The sequence below is a fragment of the uncultured Nitratireductor sp. genome (assembly GCF_913053745.1).
In the GTDB taxonomy this organism is placed as follows: Bacteria; Pseudomonadota; Alphaproteobacteria; order Rhizobiales; family Rhizobiaceae; genus Nitratireductor.
The window spans coordinates 1-18,466 of record NZ_CAJXGF010000096.1; the positions used below are offsets into that span (position 1 = coordinate 1).

Sequence of the window (18,466 nt, forward strand, 5' to 3'; positions counted from 1 at the left end):
CTCAGCCGTCATATCATCCAGACGATGCCGTACGCTCAAGCCGCCGACAGGCTCCCGGCGCCTGGCATTGTCGACGACGATGCGGAAGCCTTTTGGATCGCGGTGCGCGGCAATCTCGAAACCGTGGCCGAAGCCGCCGATTGGTGGCGCATCGTAAAGCAAGACCCGGCACGAGATGCCGTTCTCTCGGGTGAGGATCGCAGCTTCGTTCAGCAGGCAGCCAGGTACTTGCCGCAGGAACCCTGGGACGCCGAGACATGGCGCACATGGACGAGCGCGGTGAAGGCCGAGACTGGTCGCAAGGGCCGCAACCTCTTTATGCCGCTGCGTGTCGCCCTTACGGGACGAGAGCAGGGGCCGGAGCTTGCAGGTCTATTGCCCCTTTTGGGTCGGGAAGAAACGCTGGCCCGACTATCCTGACCCGGCGCTGCGCTGCTTCGTCGTCGATCGAACGCGGGAGAGGCATTTCCTCTTGAGTGCGCGGTGTTGCAGTGTTGGCATGCTGTTGCGGCCTCTTCGGCGGAACGGCGACGTAAAAACTCGACGTTTCTTGACCGGATACCTCTTTCGCAATCAGTTGCCGATTGTGGGCAGATGTCTGCCCTGTCACGGCGGGGCTGTGCGCATCGATGGCCTTGTCACCGGCGATGATCGAAAAACTTCTGGTCTTACGGCAGCCGCATTCTGCGCGTGAGACGCCGGTTCCACGATAGCTGAAGGCTTTGGGCAGTTCGCGATAGGGCGTGCCATCCGATACCGAGATCATCTCTTCGGATTCTTCGTTCAGTACCTCATGAGCGTAGAGAGCGACGTCCGCGCCGGGGCACCGCGCCTCGCACGTTCTTTGATCCCTTGAGAACCTGTCCTTTGAAACCGAGAACGAGATCGGAAAGTAATATCCGTCGCATATGCGCACGCACATGGTCTGGTACATGGTGCCGGGGCGGCGCAGTTTCTGCACGCTTGGGTTGTTTTTCTCAGCTACCCGTTTCTGGATTTTTTTGCGCATTTCGGTGGGGCCATTTGTATGGCACTTGTTTGCTTTCAGTGCGGCGCGAATACGGGAACGTTGTGCGCCTCGACCAGGGTTGGTCCTGCCACGCTCTCGGCGCAGCTTGGCGAGGTTTTTCTCCATGCTGTCCGCTGATTTTCTCAGACGGGCACACTGGGCAACACGGCTTCCGAGTATGCCGAACCCGCATCTTGCCTGAGACATGCGCGATCGCACGATGCCGAGTTGGTTTTCTTGTCTGGCGATCGCCCGATCGTAGCGCCGGACCTGGGCAGTCGTCCCGGGCGCGGTGGTGGAAAGCTGCGCCTCTAGCTTTCTGCATGTCGGCGATTTCGCTTCGGCGGTGGTATTCGCGATCGTGCCGGCGCAGACCGCGGCAAGCAGCAGCATAAAACGGAACAGAAGTTTACCGCCCAGATGCATTTCGAGCCCCACCTTGCACCATATTGGCCTTGTTGCGCGCCCTTTCGCTTGCCTTCCACGAAGACGACGGCCAATTGGCGAGAGATAGACCAATCGGGTTAAGCCAGGGTTAGAGGCACAACTTTATCGCCTATGCATGCACGTGTGCAGCCCTTCTACATTGCCTGACGCTCAAGTCGCCATCACAGCCTTGCTCTTTTGCAGCGCCTCGACCGCTGCAAGTGCGGTCATATTGACGACGCCGCGCGAGGTGACCGATGGCGTGAGGATGTGTGCCGGCATCGCTGTTCCAAGCAGGATCGGGCCGACATGCAGCGCGTCGGTCATCACCTTCAGCGTGGTTAGGGTTATGTTCGCGGCGTCGAGACTGGGGAAGACAAGGAGATTGGCTTCGCCGGAAAGGGCCGCCTGCGGATAAACACGATGGCGCAGCACTTCCGAAAGCGCGGAATCGCCGTGCATTTCACCGTCGGAAACGAGATCGGGCGCAACGCGTTTCAACGTGAGCGCCGCCTCGCGCATCTTGATCGAACTTTCTGAATCGCGCGAGCCGAAGTTCGAATGCGACAGGAGCGCCGCCTTCGGTTCGATGCCGAAGCGCCGGATTTCTTCCGCCGCCAATATCGTCGTTTCCACGATCTCCGAGGCCGAAGGGCATAGCGTGACATATGTGTCTGTGAAGAAGGTGACGCCGAACTGCGATATGAGCATGGACAGCGTTGAAAGGTCGCACACACCCTCGCGCTTGCCGATGATCATGTCCACATAACGCAGATGCTTTTCGAAGCGGCCTTCCAGCCCGCAGATCATTGCGTCGGCCTCGTCCCGCATCATGGCGATGGCGGCGATTACCGTGGTGTTGGTTCGCACAAGCGTGCGTGCGGCTTCTGGCGTTACGCCGCGCCGACCCGCAAGCTGCACCAGAAGGTCGACATAGTCGCGGTAGCGCGGATCGTCTTCCGGGTTGATGATTGAGAAGTCTTCGCCAGGGCGGATGCGTAGGCCGTAGCGCTTGAGACGCGTTTCGACCACATGCGGACGGCCGATGATGATGGGTTCGGCGATGCCTTCCTCAATCACCACCTGCGCTGCGCGCAGCACTCGCTCGTCTTCGCCGTCGGCATAGATCACGCGCTTGGTTCCGGCCACTTTGGCTGCCGAGAACACAGGCTTCATAACGAGGCCGGATCGGAAGACGAAACGGTTCAGCCTGTCGAGATAGTGATCCATGTCCTCGATGGGACGCGCGGCGACGCCGCTTTTCATTGCCGCTTCCGCAACAGCCGGGGCAATGCGGAGAATCAGCCGCGGGTCGAAGGGGGACGGGATCAGGAAGTCCGGGCCGAAGATTGGCGTTTCGCCGGAGTAAGCGCGTGCGGCAACGTCGGAAGGCTCCTCGCGCGCGAGCCCGGCGATCGCCTTTACGGCTGCACGCTTCATCTCTTCGTTGATCGCCGTGGCGCCGACATCGAGCGCGCCGCGGAAGATGTAAGGGAAGCACAGGACGTTGTTTACCTGGTTTGGAAAGTCCGATCGGCCGGTACAGATCATTGCGTCCGGGCGGGCTTCACGCGCGACTCCCGGCATGATCTCCGGAACCGGATTGGCCAGTGCCAGAATCAATGGCTTTTCGGCCATATCGGCCAGCATTTCCGGTTTAAGCACACCGGCCGCCGAGAGACCCAGAAACACGTCTGCGCCGCCGATCACCTCGGCCAGCTTGCGCGCATCCGTGTTCTTAACGTAAGGCGCTTTCCAGCGATCCATCTCTTCCTTGCGGCCGTCGTAGACGACGCCGTGCCGATCCGTAAGCCAGATGTTTTCGGCGTTTGCCCCCAGAGAGACCAGAAGATTGAGGCAGGCAAGCGCCGCAGCTCCGGCACCCGAGGACACGATCTTGGCTGAGCCAATGTCCTTGCCTGCCAGTTCCAGCCCATTCAAGACCGCCGCCGCAACGATAATCGCGGTTCCATGTTGATCGTCGTGGAACACGGGAATGCCCATACGTTCCTTAAGACGTTCTTCGACCTCAAAGCATTCCGGAGCCTTGATGTCTTCAAGGTTGATACCGCCGAATGTCGGCTCGAGCGCTGCGACGGTTTCCACCATGCGGTCGATCTGCGGCGCATCGATTTCAATGTCGAACACATCGATACCCGCGAACTTCTTGAACAGAACTGCCTTGCCTTCCATAACTGGCTTGGATGCGAGCGGGCCGATATCCCCGAGCCCGAGAACGGCTGAGCCGTTGGACACCACTGCCACGAGATTGGCGCGCGCCGTATAGTCGGCAGCGCTTTTTGGATCGTCGTGGATCGCCATGCATGGAGCCGCGACACCCGGTGAATAGGCAAGAGCCAGATCGCGTTGGTTACCCAGCGGTTTGGTTGCCTGAATTTCGAGTTTTCCAGGGATGGGGTGGCGGTGGAAGAAGAGCGCGGCTTCGTCGAATTCGGATCGTTGCGGCTTTTTCTTCTCGGAAGGCATCGGCGGCTCCACATTATGGCTCTATCGGCGTGGCCGTCTGGCTTGCGGCCTGGCATTCGGCGCCTTGCGGGTCCGGCGAGGGGCAAGACGCTCGAACGATTTGAATCGTTTCATGTGCTTAGGCGCTCGCACATGCATTTTCCAGCGTTGAATGTCGAGAAGCACTTTCATGTGCTGAAATCGAGTGTTCGGCGGCGACTGGATGCCTTGAAAGGCACAGTTTGCCGTATCGAAACAGTAGCCGTCATATGCCTGTGACATGAATCGGGCCATAGAATGCGCGACTTAACAAGGCTCAGGCGGGACAATGAACGGCGCTGAACACCGCGAATTTCGCGCACTTTTCATCTCCGACATTCACCTAGGCTCGAAGCCGGCGAAGGCCGAGTTTCTGATCGATTTCCTCCGCTATCACGATGCGGTCAAGATTTATCTGGTTGGGGACATCGTCGACGGGTGGCGACTGAAACGCTCCTGGCATTGGCCGGCGGCACACAACGATGTGGTTCAGAAGCTGCTTCGCAAGGCGCGCAAGGGAACTGAGATCACCTATATCGCCGGCAACCATGACGAATTTCTACGTTCTTTCCAGGGCGTGCATTTCGGCGGCATCGTGGTTGCCGACCGAGTGATCCATGAGGCGGCCGACGGGCGCAGGTTCCTGGTTATCCATGGCGATCAGTTCGATCAGGTCGTTCACAATGTGCGCTGGCTCGCCTATCTGGGTGATAAAGCCTACGATCTCGCCATCGTCGTAAACCGCGTCATTGCCCGGCTTCGGCGCGTGCTGGGCCGTCCATATTGGTCCTTTTCTTCCTGGGCGAAGATCAAGGTCAAGAAAGCGGTCAAATTTATCAGCTCATTTCAGGATGTTTTGGCTCAGGAGGCGCAGCGTTCTGAGGTCGACGGCGTCATCTGCGGACATATCCATCACGCGGCGATGGAGGACATTCGCGGTGTCAGCTACATGAACACGGGCGATTGGGTGGAAAGCTGTACGGCGCTTGCCGAAAATTTCGATGGCAGCTTTGAGATCATTACCTGGGCGCACATTCTCGAAACCGAATCCGTTCCAGATGAGGTGCCAAAGCGTGGTGTCGTTGCCGCTTTCCAAGGGGAGCGGATCAAGGCCGCTTGAGCGGCCCTGATTGATTCAGATTTGCTCTCAGCCCCAGAGTTGCGGCGAGGGCGGTGAGACCAGCGAGCCGGAATAGCTGAGCCCGTGAGAGCGATCTTTCGCAAGCAGCAACGGGCCGTCCAGATCAACGAAATCTGCACCTTGCGCGAGCAGCACTGCCGGGGCCATCGCGAGCGATGTGCCTACCATGCAGCCCACCATCACACCGAATCCCATTTCGCGCGCGCGGTCGCGCAACTCCAGCGCTGCCGTAAGTCCACCGGTCTTGTCGAGCTTGATGTTGACGAAATCGTAGAGTCCGGCGAGGTCGGGTAGGCTGTCGGCCGTGTGCACGCTCTCATCCGCGCAAATCGGAACCGGATGCGGGATGTCGCGCAGGATTTCATCCTTGCCGGCCGGTAGCGGTTGTTCGATCAGGGCGACGTGAAATTCCGCCGCCACCAGCATGTTTTCGCGAATGTTGTTTTCGGTCCAGCCTTCGTTGGCGTCGACGATCAGTCGGCTGTCGGGAGCAGCTCCCGCCACTGCATGAATGCGCGCGGCATCGTTTTCTCCGCCGAGTTTCACTTTCAAAAGCGGTCGCGTTGCGTGTGCGCGAGCCTGAGCGGCCATCTCTTCAGGTGCTGCCAATGAGATCGTATAGGCCGTCTGCAACGGACGCGGGGGGATGGCACAGGCCGTCATTGATGCGCGCTTGCCCGAAAGTTTCGCTTCCAGGTCCCAAAGGGCGCAATCGACGGCATTGCGCGCCGCACCGGCCGGCATGGCTTTGACGAGATCGGCGCGACTGATGCCGTCGGCGATTTCCTGACGCACGGCCTCGATCTGTTCGACCACACTGTCCTCGGATTCGCCGTAGCGTGGGTAGGGCACGCATTCTCCCTGTCCGCGAACGCCGTTTTCATGCACCGTGCAGGTGACGACTCGCGCCTCGGTGCGCGAACCTCGGGAGATCGTGAAGACGCCGGCGATGGGAAAACCCTCTATATCGGTGGCCAGTTCGCGTGTCATTTTCGCCCTTCTTCTCGAAAAATGATAATTATCGGAGGAACATGCCTTATATGGCCCTTGTGTAAGCCGGCAACCGGTTCCCTTTGGACCTGCTCCACACTAATGATGGTGCCATGTTGACCAATTCCGTTGACGAAGCAAGCGACGCTGGACGTCCGTCCGGACACAATGGCGACCCGCGCATAGAAGCGGGCACGCAGGAGGGCGTGTTTTCCTGCCGTTTGTCGGGCGCGTGGAACACACGCACCGTCGCCAAGGTCGACGCTCGGATGAGAAAGCTCGAGGCGCAGAACGATATGCAACGCATTTCGCTCGACCTCTCCGGTATCACCAGCCTTGACACGGCCGGTGCGTGGATCATCGAGCGCCTTGTCTATGCACACCAGGCACGTGGGATCGATGTCACGGTTACCGGGCAGAGCGATGCGGCGAAAATCCTCCTGCCGGCGGTCCGCGATGCGGTGGAGCAGGACGGTGAAAGCAAACTGCTCGAAAAGCGCTCATTGCTCGTCAATCTGCTCGAACGGATCGGTCGCGCCATGTACGAGGCGCGTGACGACATCGTCTACGGTGCGCACATTCTGGGTGCCACCATTGGCGGCGCGCAGATGAAATTGGGCCGCGCCCATGCGATAAACCCGGCGGCCATCGTCAACCAGATCGATCGTATGGGCGTTGGCGCGGTGCCGATCATCATTTTGATGTCGGCGATCGTCGGCGCGATCATTGCTCAGCAGGGTGCCTTCCAGCTTCGCTATTTCGGCGCAGAGATTTTCGTTGTCGATCTCGTTGGCATACTGATCCTGCGCGAGCTCGGTGTGTTGATGACGGCGATCATGATCGCCGGTCGCTCCGGCAGCGCCATCACCGCCGAGATCGGTTCCATGAAAATGCGCGAGGAGGTGGATGCACTGACGGTGATTGGCCTCAACCCGGTCGGCGTTTTGGTGTTTCCGCGTCTCGTGGCTCTCATGGTGGGCGTGCCTTGCCTGACCATTGTGGCCAATTTCTCCGCGCTCGGCGGCGCCATGCTCATCGCCTGGCTCTATTCCGGCATACCGCCCGAGGCGTTCATCGACCGGTTGCGGGATTCCATCGATCTTTCAACGATCTTCGCTGGTTTGATCAAGGCGCCGTTCATGGCCCTGATCGTGGGCATTATCGCCTCTATCGAGGGGATGAAGGTGGGCGGCAGCGCGGAATCTCTCGGCGGCCACGTCACGGCCTCCGTGGTCAAGGCGATCTTCGTCGTGATCGTGGTCGACGGCCTGTTTGCCATCTTCTACGCGGCAATCGATTTTTAGGTGGCGGGATGGTGTTGATCGACGAACGGCAGGATGAAGAGACGGCGCAGGCCCGGGACGTGGTTCTGTCTGTTCGCGACGTCACCGTCGGTTTCGGCGATACGCTGGTTCTCGATGGCCTTTCGCTAGAAGTTTATCGTGGCGAAATCCTTGGCTTTGTGGGCGCATCGGGCGCGGGGAAGTCTGTGTTGTTACGCACGATTCTCGGTCTTATCCGGAAAAATTCCGGCACTATCAGGCTTCTGGGACAGGATCTCGACGAGGCGACGGACGAAGAGCGTCTCAAGGTCGACATGCATCAGGGGGTTCTGTTTCAGCACGGGGCGTTGTTCTCGGCGTTGACGGTGCTCGAGAACATTCAGGTGCCGATGCGCGAGTATCTCGACCTGCCGCGCGCCCTGATGGACGAACTCGCCTATTTGAAGCTGGAACTGGTCGGTCTGCCGCGCAACGCGGCGCCCAAATATCCATCGGAACTGTCGGGCGGGATGATCAAGCGTGCCGCCCTTGCGCGTGCGCTCGCGCTCGATCCGGACATCGTTTTTCTGGACGAACCCACGTCCGGCCTTGACCCGATTGGCGCGGCGGAATTCGATGAGCTGGTGGGGAAACTGCGCGACACGATGGGACTGACCGTTTATATGGTCACCCACGATCTCGACAGTCTACTTACGGCGTGCGATCGCATCGCCGTTCTCGGTGGCAAGCGCGTTCTCGTGGAAGGCACGGTCGAGGACATGCTCGCATGCGACGATCCTTGGGTAAAAGCCTATTTCAGGGGAAAGCGGGCCCGGCAGATCGACCGTTCCGCAAGAGGTTAGCAGGCATATTATGGAAACCAGAGCCAACTACGTTCTTGTCGGTTTTTTTACCGTTCTGGTCATTCTGGCGGCGTTCGGCTTCGTTTACTGGACCGCGAATATCGGCGATCGGGGTGAGACGGCGCTTTTGCGGTTTCGCATTCCCGGCTCCGCATCCGGCCTTTCGCGTGGTAGCGCGGTGCTTTTCAACGGTGTGAAAGTGGGTGATGTGAGGCGTGTTTACCTGGATCTGTCCAATCCCAGCGTGGCGATTGCCGATGCCGAAGTTGACCGTCTTACGCCGATCACCCAGTCGACGAAGGCGGATGTCGGGCTTGCCGGGCTAACAGGCACTGCGAACATCGAGATGACCGGCGGCGATCTGAAGGAACCCAATCTCTTCGACCTCGCCGAGGAGCAGGATGCCGTGGCCGAGATTCAGGCCAGCCCATCCGCCGTGACCAACCTTCTTCAGACCGCGCAGAGCCTTCTTACCCGTGCTGATTCTGTCGTCAGCCAACTCGAGGGCTTTACCAAGGATGCCCGTCAGCCGCTCACTGATACCGTGAGGAACGTTCAGCGTTTCTCTGAAGCGCTGGAACGCAACGCCTCGGGCATAGACAGTTTCCTCGCCAATGTTAGCTCGCTTTCGGAGACGATTTCCAATGTGTCGGGTCAGCTCGACAGCACGCTGAAGGCGGCCGAGGAACTGATTTCTTCCGTCGATCGCGACAAGATTTCTTCTATGGTCAGCAATTTCGACGAGTTCTCCGGTCGCCTGGAGAGCGCAAGCCGTAACATCGACACCGTCATGACCAGTGTTGACGAGACGGTGCGCTCCATCGGCACGTTTTCGACCAACGCCAACGACACGCTCGCCAAGCTCGATGGTGTGCTCGACAGCGTTGATCCGGCGACCGTCAAATCCGCGGTCGGTAATTTCGAGCAGGCGAGCGCTACTGTGAACCGGGCCGCAAAGAGCATCGCCGACGTCAGCGAAACTGTGGATAAACGTAAAGAGGATATCGACCGTTTCATCACCAATGCGAGCGAACTGGCCGATCAGCTCAACAAGTCGTCGGGGCGCCTCGATTCGGTTCTCGCCAAACTCGACGGCATGCTCGACTCCGGCGATGGCGAAGGCCTTATGGCGGATGCCCGCCAGACACTCGAATCCTTCCGCAGGATGGCGGAGACGCTCACTCTCCGTGTCGATGCGATTTCGGGAAATCTGGAGCGGTTCTCCGGCGGTGGACTGCGCGAGGTCGAGTCGCTGGTGCGCGATGCCCGGCGCTCCATCAACCGTATCGAGAGTGCGGTGACGGACTTCGAACAGAATCCGCAACGCATTATAACCGGTGGCGACGGGACGATTCGCCGCTATGAGGGGCGGGCGCGACGTTGACATTCAAGCTGCGGCATCCCAAACAATTTGTGGTGGGGACTTTCACGTTTTGGACGATGTGAAGGAGAATCCCGCCGGACCGTCCGGCGTTCGGATTGAGGAGCGTTTATTGACAACGAGGGCGAAGATTTTCGCGTTGCTGGCGCTTGGGGGCATTCTCGCAGGGTGTGCTGCCTTGCCAGGCGGTGGGCCCGCTCCGGTCGATGCTTTTGATCTAACCGCGCCCGCCGTCTCATCGGACGGCCGTAGGGCGCTGCGCAGGCAGATACTCGTTACCGAGCCAACCGCCATCAAGATGCTCGATGGGCAGGATATCGTCGTAAAGACGTCCAGCGGCGCCATTCAGTATCTGGGCGGTGCTCGATGGGCCGACCGTCTGCCACGCATCGTCCAGACGCGTATGGCCGATCTCTATCAACGTTCGGGTCGCTTCGGCGGTGTCGGCATGCCGGGCGAGGGGCTGGCGATTGATTATCAGATTCTGGCGGATCTGCGTGCCTTCGACGTTCGGGTAGACGGGCAGGATCGTGCCGAGGTTGAGATATTCGTTCGAATTCTGAATGACCGCAATGGGGTGGTACGTGCCTCGCGCACGTTCAGTGCATCGACGATCGTTAACGGCAGTGGTGGACAGGCCTTCGCATCCGCGCTCGACCGCGCTTTCGGTACGGCCATGACCGATCTGGTGGACTGGACAGTCTCCAACATCTGAGGGCGCTCGTCCTTTCAGAAACGGTTGACCACGGTCGCGCCGATTGCATGGAACTGATCCATGGCCATCAGTGCTTCGATTGATTCATCGAGACTGATCTGTCGACCGACGAGCCGTTTCGGATTCAGCTTGCCCGTTTCGATCATGGCCAGCATCGCATCATACCGGTGCGCTTGCATGCCGTGACTTCCGATGATCTCCAGCTCATTTGCGATTACCTTGGCCATGGGAATGCGTGGTGTGCTGTGTTCGGCAAGCATCAGGCCGATCTGCACATGTTTGCCGCGCCGGCGCAGACTTTGTATCGAATTGAAACAGGTTTCCGGGTGACCGAGCGCATCGATGGAGACATGCGCACCACCGTTCGTCACGTCGATAACTGCTTCGGCAGGGCTGGTCGTTCGTGAAGCGTTTACGGTCTCGGCAGCGCCCATTTTGCGCGCCAGCGCAAGCTTGTCATCGGTTATGTCCACGGCCACCACATTGGCACCGAGAGCGTCGGCGATCATGATGGCGGAAAGCCCGACCCCACCGCAGCCATAAACGCTGACCCATTGACCGGCTGAAACCTTGCCCTGATCGACGATCGCGCGAAATGATGTGGCGAAACGGCAGCCGAGGCTGGCCGCTGTCACGAAATCCATACTTTCCGGCAGTGCCACGAGATTGAGATCGGCTTGATGGATGGCCACGTATTCTGCGAACGAGCCCCAATGCGTGAAACCTGGCTGAAATTGATGGCGGCAAACCTGCTGATGTCCGGCATGGCACTCAGGACATGCTCCGCAGCCGCCGACGAAGGGTACGGTCACGCGGTCGCCGGTTTTCCATCGACGTACATCCTTACCGACCGCTTGGACAATGCCCGCCAATTCGTGACCGGGAACATGCGGCAGTTCGATGTCCGGATCGTGCCCCATCCAGCCGTGCCAGTCGCTGCGGCACACACCCGTGGCTTCCACTTTCACGACGACGCCATGCGAAACCGGCGACGGGTCGGGAAGTGTGACGACCCGAGGGATTTGCGCAAAACTCTCAAAAAACACGGCTCTCATAATGTCCCTCCAAACCTTAACCATGCACATTCGGCCATTGCATTGCGCTGGCATCGCTTTGTCAGGTTTTTCCATTGAGCTTAGCCTGATCGGGTAAGCCATATCGGCTGACAGGAACGCGTGTCGATGTGATGCGTAAACAAAAACGGGCCCAAGGAGGGCCCGTTTCTTCCGGTGCTCGTCGTCCTAGCGCAGGCGGCCGCTGGCATGCGCCAGCATCGTATAAACCTTGCCTGTATCCGAGGTCAGGTAAGTTTGCGTCATCATATTGTCACGGTCTGACCGCGAAACGTCACGCAGCAGCTTCTCGAAGTCGCGACAATAAAGATCGACGGCCGAGTGGAACTCGGGATCGGACCGATATTTGTTCTGGATTTCGTCGAAGGTCTGCTGACCTTTCAGAGTGTAGAGGCGACGCGTGAAGACGTTGCGTTCACCGCGGCGATAGCGCTCCCAAAGATCGATCGACGCTTCATGATCGATGGCACGGGCGATATCGACCGAAAGGGAGTTCAGCGACTCCACCACATGCAGGGCAGAGCGATCTTCCTTCTGGACGGAGGGTGCCGCTTGCTCGCGCGTGTCGCGTCCCTCGTCATTGGAGGCACTGCGCAGAAGATCGCGGATCCATCCACCTCCCGAGGCCGCCTGAGCGCTGGCCGGCTGGCTTGGCTGCGCCGTGCGTGCCGTCGTTTCCGCGGGGCGCCCGGCAGGCGCCGTCGTCTGGCGCGGTCGTTCGACAACCGGTTGTGCGGTAGCAGGCTGTGTTTGCTGCGGTGCTTGCGGTGCCGGAGCGGGCGCGCGTGGCTGCTGCTGCAATGGCGCCGGATTGGCCTGCAAAGCGCTTTCGCCAGCTTGGTCCAAACCATGCATACGCCCGGATTTCGAAACGATGTCCGAAAGCTCCTTCAGCGCGTTCACCTGCTCGGTGATGGCGTTGCGCATGGCCGAGGTGGATTGCTTGGCTTCTGCGGGCAGTTCGGCAATGCCGCGTTTGACGTCGCTGCGGGTTTGTTCCAGTTCGGTACGGATCTCCGAAGCCGTACGTCGGATTTCCTCCGTTGCACCGCTGAAGCGATTGGTCGCCGCTTCGACAACTTCGGCAATCGACTGACGGATACCCTCGACCGATTGTTGTGTGCGTCCCTCGGCTGAGGTGAGGGTGTTTCCGACGAAGTCCTCGAACGCATTCATGGTCTTTTCGATGTGCTCGGATTTCTCCGCCAGGCCGGTGGCGAGAGCTTCCAACGCCTTCTGGCGGTCTTCCAGATTTCCGCTTAGGCCGGACTGCGCCCGCTCCAGAAGTTCCGATGCGCTCTCCAGAACCTTGCTGTGGTCCTCGAACCGGCTGGCGATGGCCGAGATTTCGCGCAACGTGCGGTCGGAGAAATCGGCAAGACGGCCGGAGTTCGCGTTGATGAGGCTTGCGGAATTGGAGAAGGTTTCGGCTGCCTTCTCTGCGTTTTCGGCGAAGCTGTTCGCGGTGGTGCTGAGCCGCTCGTCCACCTCTGAGAGGTTTTTGGAGGCGGTCGAGATCAGGGCACCCAGGCGCTGGCCCGAAACGCCGAGCTTTTGCAGAAGCTCGTCGATATTGCCGGTCAGGTTCGTTTGCGCATGCTCGAAGGCCGAAAGCGCTTCGTTGGTGCGGTTTGTGAGTGCGTTGACCAGTGCCGCATTCTCGGACTGAAGTCGCTCCGTGGTTTCTGCCGTAATCGCTTGAATGCTTTCACGCAGTTCGCCGCCGCTAGCAGCGAAACGCTCCACGAGTGGCTTGGCGGTCTCGTCGAGGATGCGCGTCATTTCGGATGTCCGGCCCGCGAGCATTGCATTCAACTCGCGGGTCCGCTCCTCGAGATTGGAAACCGTCTCGTTGGTGCGCTTGCCGATATGATCGTCCACGGATGCAAAGGTCTGAGCGATGGTATCGGCGGTGGAAACGAGGCGCGCCTGTGTTGTCGAGAGCTGTTGGTTGACGTGCTGGGCAACCGATTCGGCGCTCTCGCGCAGACGCGTATCGGCATCGTTGATGCCGCCGGAAATCGCGCTGGCGATCATGCTGGCGCTGTTCGACAAGCGTTCCTGCAGACCGGACAGGGATTCGCCCATGACGCTCGCGCGGGCATCGAGTTCGGCAGAGGTCTGGTGGGTGCGGGCGATGATGCGCTGATCGAAGTCCTCGAAGGTTTTCGACAGATCCTCGGTTCGCGCCGCGAGCTGTTCAGAAGTCTGGTCGACACGGCTGACGAGCTTGCGGTCGGCGGCATCGAACGAATCCGTAATCGCCTTGGTGTGCTGCGACAAGGTGTCTGCGGTCGTTTCCAGACGTGCGGCGATGCGGCCGTCGACCTCTGCGAAGGTCTGAGCGAACACGCCGGCGCGTTCGGTGAAGCGCGCCGAGGCATCGTCGAAGGTGCGGTCGATGTCCTCGATGCGTTCGCCCAGCGTCGATGCGGTCTTCTCGGCGCGTGCGGCGATGCGCATGTCCGCGTCCTCGAAGACTTTCGATGCCTCTTCGTTAAGTGTCGAGGTGGCCTCGATCACCTTGTCGCGCAGCGCTCCGGCCACGACCACGGCACTGTTTTCCAACGTGCTGCGGACGTTCTCGACACCCATGGAAAGTGCTTTTTCCATGGTTTGCGTGCGTTCTTCGATGATGCCCGTCTGCTTGGTGAACATCTCGTTCACGCGCGTCGTTTCGTCTTCGATCACGGCATTGAGCGCCTCGCGGCGTTCGTCGATCTTGGCGATGTTGACGTCCAGCGCGTCGGCGAAACCGTCGCGCGTCTTGACCAGATGCTGAACCTGCTCGTCGATCCCGGCCGCGAATGTGGCACGGGCGAGGTCAAGTTTGTCCATGTCGGAATGAAGCGCGCCGGAGAGCCGTTGATGCGTTTCTTCGAAGGCCTGGATCTGGCGCTGGGCCGTCTCGTTCATGCGCGTCTGGGTGGCATCGATGCGCTCTATACCGTCATCGAAATGAGCGCTCATCTGGGCCCAGTTCTGGTCGAGCCGTTTGCCGAATTCGCCCGCCGTGTTCTCCAGCATTATGCTGGTCGAGGCAACGAGGTCGGAAAGCTCGCTTCCCAGCGCTGTTTTGCCGGCTTCGACGGCAGCCGAAACCTCGTCTTTGCCCTGGGCGAAGGTGCTGGCGATCTCGCGGGTGCGTTCGACGAGCGTCTCGTTGATGCTGCGTGCACGGGCTTCCAGCGCCGTGTTGAGTTTTTGCGTGCCGGCGTCGAGCGCTTCGGCGCGGGTTGTGAATTCGGCGATGAGCGCCCGGCCGCGTTCGGTGACCGCGCTCTCCAATTGGCCAAGACGGGTGTCGAATTCGCCCGACAGGGATTCGGTCGCCTCGCCGATAGAGGAGAGCAGTGCGGAACTGCGCGTCTCGAAAAGCGTGTTGAGTGAGCGGGTTGTCTGGTCGGTGCGCTCGGCGAGTGTGGCCATCCGCTCGTCAAACAGGTTGCCGAGTGTCTGCGCTGCTTCCTGTGTCTCCTTGGTAAGCGTACCAAGGCGCGAATCGAGGACCCGGCTAAGGGATTGCTCTGCATCTTGCGTGTTCTGGCCGAATGCGGATATCCGCGAATCGAGAACGTTGCCGAGCTTGATCGCGGCTTCCTCCGCTCCTTCGGTCAGGGCCGAGACGCGCGAATCCAGCATTCCGCCGATCCTTTGCGTTGCCTCGTCCGTCCGTTCGGCAAGGGTTGCCATCCGGGTGTCGAACAGCGTGGTGAGGTTCTGCGTCGCATCCTCGGTTCCCTTGGTCAGGGAGGCGATGCGCGTGTCGAGCAGGTTTGCGACTGCGTCGCCCGAAGTGCTGATGCGTTCCGAAAGGTTTTGGATGCGGTCGTCTATCCCCTTGTGTAGGGAGCCGCCCGTGCCCTCGAGCTGCTTGAGCAGGGTCTCGCTGGAAGCGTTTACGGATGCGGCCAATTGCTTGGAGGCGTCTGCGATGGTCGCGCGGATGCGCTCGCCGGCCGTGTCCAGCTCGTCCTTGAGGATTTCATGGGCGCCGGCGATCGAAGCGCGTACGCGCTCGGCGTGACCGACAATGCCTTCGCGCTCGGAACCAAGACCGTCAACCAGGTGACGTATGCGCGTTTCGTTTTCCGAATAGGCGCGTTCGAGCTCGCTAACCTCGGTATGAACGAGTGACTCCAGTTCGACGGCGCGGGTCAGGGTACGGTCCATGCCGTCGCCCATCGCCTGCACCTCACGGCGTACTGCCTGTCCGACGGTCATGATGCGCTCATGGGCCAGATTCTCCGGCTCGGCGAGCCGGAAGGCGGCTTCCGCCATCGATTGTGCGGCAAGCCGCATTTCCTGCGCGCGACGCACCATCACCGCGAAACCCCAGAACAGGATCACCGGAACGACGATGCCGATAAGCAGCGCAATCGCATGCGGCGCTGCCATAAAGGCGTCTGCCGAGCGGATTTGCCAGATTTGCGAACCGTAGAGCATCTGGCCAAGAAGCAGTCCGCCTCCGATCCACAAAACCGAAAGAGCGGCCACGAGCCAGTAGGCGGTCTTGGGCGCGCGGCGGTCGAACTTGCGCATAACGGTGCTGAAGTCGCCAGCCCGGTCGTCATTGGCGGGCGCGAAGGGCTGGGACGCGACTTGCTCGGGCGCCGGATCGACTGGTGTGAGATTTTTGCGATCGACCGGCGCTTCGGGTTTCACGGTTTTGGGCGCGACGGCGCTCGCTGCCTTGGGGGCGGCATTTTCTCCAGTCGCGGCATCCGTTTTCGCTTCGCCTTGCGCGTTTCCGGCCGTCTCGTTCTTCGGCGGGGTTGCGTCTTTTTTCTCGCTCACGGTGACTTTCTCGTCTCCGTTCTGGTCGCGGTTTTCGCGTGCGAGCTCCTCGGCCGCAGCGGAAATCTGTGCTTCCAGATCCTCCATGGAGGCGGCGATGTCCAGGTCGCCATTCTCCAAGCCGTCTGCAAGCTCCAGGTCGAGGGCATCCTCGAGTTCCTTCGCAAAATCGCGCTTGGGTTGATTCTTTTTTGCTACTGTACGCGCCATACCGCCAAACCTCAGCTACTCTCAGCCGGAGCCTCATACGCAAACTCGAGGAACCTCGTACTCCGACACTATGCCCAAAATGAGCCAATCGTATCGTAATGGGACAGAGGCCTGTTGAAAATACGCAATCGGCCCAATGTGTAAAAGTTTAAACATAAGGTTAACGTCGTTTTTGACGAAACGGTCGCTTTGCACCGAAGCCGTTAACCCACTGTCCATTCGGGATTAATAGTGTGTGAAAGCTGCCGTAGAGGAAGCAGGGGAACAAATGCGCAGATCAACCGAGAACGAGTTCGCCGATGGGGCTGAGGTATCCCTGGGTGCCTCGCCGCTCGATCTGGAACACCTGTCGCGCCAGACGCTTGGAGATGAGACATTGGCGCTGGAAATTCTCTCCATGTTCCGCCAACAGACGGAGGAGCTCGGCGGGCGCATGCATGCGTCGGATCTTCAATCAAGGCGCGAGATGGCCCATGCGCTCGTGGGTTCTGCACGAGGCGTTGGCGCTGTGGAACTTGCCGATTGTGCCGCGCATATCGAGAAGATGCCGAGCGATGAACGCAGCATCACCCGGTTGACGGGGCTGATCGGCGAAGTCAATGAGTTCATTCTGGCATTGCTTCGGGAGCGGTAGTGCAAGCTCAAGCTCGACGGATTGCCTTTCGCGCTCAAAAACCATATGTGGTCCTTCAAGGTCTGGAGAACGGTGGCCATGTTTACGCCTGCGCCGCCTCATTGCCACAGCCCATCCCCCGTCACCTTCACGATTCTGCCGAGTAATTTGCATGCCGAAAATCACCTATATCGTTCCTGACGGCACGCGCTTCGAAGTGGATGCCGAGAACGGATCCACGGTGATGGAGAACGCCATCCGGAATGCCGTTCCCGGTATCGAGGCGGAATGCGGTGGCGCCTGCGCCTGTGCGACCTGTCACGTCTATGTCGATGCGCAATGGGCGGATACCGTGGGCCAGCCTGAGGCGATGGAAGAAGACATGCTGGACTTTGCCTATGACGTCCAGCCAACCTCGCGCCTGTCCTGCCAGATCATCGTGCGCGACGATTTCGAAGGCTTGGTCGTTCGGATTCCGGAGCGGCAGGCTTGAGAGTTTATCCTGGGGGAGTAGGCTCAGAACGAACCGCGCTCTGTCGGCCTCGGGGAAAATCAGGCAAGTGATTGAAATTAAGATCAAATGCTCTGGAGAATCCTCCCGCTTCGAGGGTATTCGCTAGCCGGGATTCCGCCCCTTCTCCAGTTGCTCGAGCCGGTAGTGGAGCAGTCGCATCAGCCGCCATTCGAAGTTTCCGCTCTCGATGCGGTCGAATCGCGCCTGAGCGGCATCATGTTGTTCGAGATTCTTCTGCGTGATCTTTTCGGCGCGCGCCTGAACTGTTTCGCATGAGGCGCGTGGTGTCAGCTTGCCGATCTCGTTCTCGATTTTGCGTGCATAGCGCTTGGCAATCCCCAAATGGCTGTCTTCGTGGCGCTTGATGTCTTTCGATAGCGTATCCCACACCAGCGCGGTTTCCGGTCCGGCGGTTTTGCGGTTGCGCCAGCGCGGCAGGAAGACCTGCGCCTTGACCGAAACGTTCGCGCCGGCGATGCGGCATCGTCGATCATCTTCCTCGTAAGTGATTTTCGTCTTGAACTCCATGCGTGTCGCGCCCGGATGACGCTGTCCCGTGCTTTGCACATGGGGCCCGCGTGAACGAAGCTGTTCTTCGATCTCGCTCAACGTCTCTCCGCCGATGGAAAAATAACTGTAGCTGCGCGAAACATCGGCGCTTGCGGTGGGGACTGTGCCAACTGCCAGCAGGATGAGTGTCAGCGTGATGCGTTTCATGGTGTCTCCGATACCCACCCTGCGATTTCGATTGCACGATGACAACCCCGATCATGTCGGTTGCCGACTCGTTCAGCCAAACACATTGCGGTTGATTTTGGCGGCAATGAGCCGCAAAAACGCCTGATTGTGACCCGGAGACCTGAAGCCCGATGACCGTTCCCGTCTGGAAGCTCGCGCATGATCGCGAACTCGCGCTTGGCCCGGATGCGGTCATCATGGGTATTCTCAACGTCACGCCGGACAGTTT

13 protein-coding genes and 2 pseudogenes are annotated in these 18,466 nt (G+C 59.7%); 9 read left to right on the forward strand and 6 right to left on the reverse strand.

From position 1 onward, the window contains the following. A pseudogene (locus tag QZ638_RS15375) lies at window positions 1-420 on the forward strand (glutamate--tRNA ligase); the annotation flags it as partial. On the opposite strand, the gene QZ638_RS15380 reads toward QZ638_RS15375, so the two are convergent. Both QZ638_RS15380 and QZ638_RS15385 read right to left on the reverse strand, forming a co-directional pair. Continuing rightward, window positions 338-1,435, reverse strand: coding sequence for a DUF2865 domain-containing protein (locus QZ638_RS15380; RefSeq protein ID WP_295812243.1), 1,098 nt, complete (start codon window positions 1,433-1,435; stop codon window positions 338-340). The pseudogene QZ638_RS15375 and the gene QZ638_RS15380 overlap by 83 nt on opposite strands. A gap of 171 nt (window positions 1,436-1,606) precedes the next feature. Further along, window positions 1,607-3,922, reverse strand: a complete 2,316-nt coding sequence (locus QZ638_RS15385) for an NADP-dependent malic enzyme (protein ID WP_295812246.1) — start codon at window positions 3,920-3,922, stop codon at window positions 1,607-1,609. 307 nt (window positions 3,923-4,229) lie between these two features. Between QZ638_RS15385 and QZ638_RS15390 the strand changes: the two genes are divergently transcribed. Then, window positions 4,230-5,060 (forward strand): UDP-2,3-diacylglucosamine diphosphatase, encoded by an 831-nt coding sequence (locus tag QZ638_RS15390; RefSeq protein WP_295812249.1) that lies wholly within the window; start codon window positions 4,230-4,232, stop codon window positions 5,058-5,060. A 27-nt stretch (window positions 5,061-5,087) separates the two neighbouring features. On the opposite strand, the gene dgcA is transcribed toward QZ638_RS15390, so the two are convergent. Then, complete coding sequence (gene dgcA, locus QZ638_RS15395; protein ID WP_295812251.1) at window positions 5,088-6,071, reverse strand: N-acetyl-D-Glu racemase DgcA; 984 nt, start codon at window positions 6,069-6,071, stop codon at window positions 5,088-5,090. Between the two features lie 113 nt (window positions 6,072-6,184). On the opposite strand from dgcA, the gene QZ638_RS15400 reads away from it, so the two are divergent. The 4 genes from QZ638_RS15400 (at window position 6,185) to QZ638_RS15415 (ending at window position 10,292) form a co-directional block, all read left to right on the forward strand. Next, entirely contained in the window at window positions 6,185-7,375 is a 1,191-nt protein-coding gene (locus QZ638_RS15400) for an ABC transporter permease (protein WP_295812252.1), read from the forward strand. Between the two features lie 8 nt (window positions 7,376-7,383). Continuing rightward, a complete protein-coding gene (locus QZ638_RS15405; protein WP_295812253.1) occupies window positions 7,384-8,196 on the forward strand; it encodes an ABC transporter ATP-binding protein in 813 nt (270 codons plus the stop codon). Between the two features lie 10 nt (window positions 8,197-8,206). After that, window positions 8,207-9,580, forward strand: a complete 1,374-nt coding sequence (locus tag QZ638_RS15410; RefSeq protein WP_295812254.1) for an MCE family protein — start codon at window positions 8,207-8,209, stop codon at window positions 9,578-9,580. A 109-nt stretch (window positions 9,581-9,689) separates the two neighbouring features. Beyond that, window positions 9,690-10,292 carry an ABC-type transport auxiliary lipoprotein family protein gene (locus QZ638_RS15415; RefSeq protein WP_295812255.1) on the forward strand — a complete coding sequence of 201 codons (603 nt, stop codon included), beginning with the start codon at window positions 9,690-9,692 and terminating at the stop codon, window positions 10,290-10,292. Between the two features lie 14 nt (window positions 10,293-10,306). On the opposite strand, the gene QZ638_RS15420 is transcribed toward QZ638_RS15415, so the two are convergent. Then, complete coding sequence (locus QZ638_RS15420) at window positions 10,307-11,347, reverse strand: zinc-dependent alcohol dehydrogenase family protein (RefSeq protein WP_295812256.1); 1,041 nt, start codon at window positions 11,345-11,347, stop codon at window positions 10,307-10,309. Between the two features lie 186 nt (window positions 11,348-11,533). Beyond that, entirely contained in the window at window positions 11,534-16,372 is a 4,839-nt protein-coding gene (locus tag QZ638_RS15425) for a hypothetical protein (protein WP_295812257.1), read from the reverse strand. A 268-nt stretch (window positions 16,373-16,640) separates the two neighbouring features. Here QZ638_RS15425 and QZ638_RS15430 point away from each other — a divergent pair, with 268 nt between their 5' ends. Together QZ638_RS15430 and QZ638_RS15435 are read left to right on the forward strand one after the other, a co-directional pair. Then, the gene (locus QZ638_RS15430; protein ID WP_295812258.1) at window positions 16,641-17,006 is read left to right on the forward strand and encodes an Hpt domain-containing protein; all 366 of its coding nucleotides are present in this window, start codon (window positions 16,641-16,643) and stop codon (window positions 17,004-17,006) included. A 151-nt stretch (window positions 17,007-17,157) separates the two neighbouring features. Further along, a complete protein-coding gene (locus QZ638_RS15435) occupies window positions 17,158-17,478 on the forward strand; it encodes a 2Fe-2S iron-sulfur cluster-binding protein (protein WP_295812259.1) in 321 nt (106 codons plus the stop codon). A gap of 123 nt (window positions 17,479-17,601) precedes the next feature. On the opposite strand, the gene QZ638_RS15440 is transcribed toward QZ638_RS15435, so the two are convergent. Beyond that, window positions 17,602-18,216: a DUF922 domain-containing protein gene (locus tag QZ638_RS15440; RefSeq protein ID WP_295812260.1), complete on the reverse strand. Its 615-nt coding sequence runs from the start codon at window positions 18,214-18,216 to the stop codon at window positions 17,602-17,604. Window positions 18,217-18,368: 152 nt separating this feature from the next. On the opposite strand from QZ638_RS15440, the pseudogene QZ638_RS15445 reads away from it, so the two are divergent. Further along, window positions 18,369-18,466 (forward strand): annotated as a pseudogene (locus tag QZ638_RS15445) (dihydropteroate synthase); the annotation flags it as partial.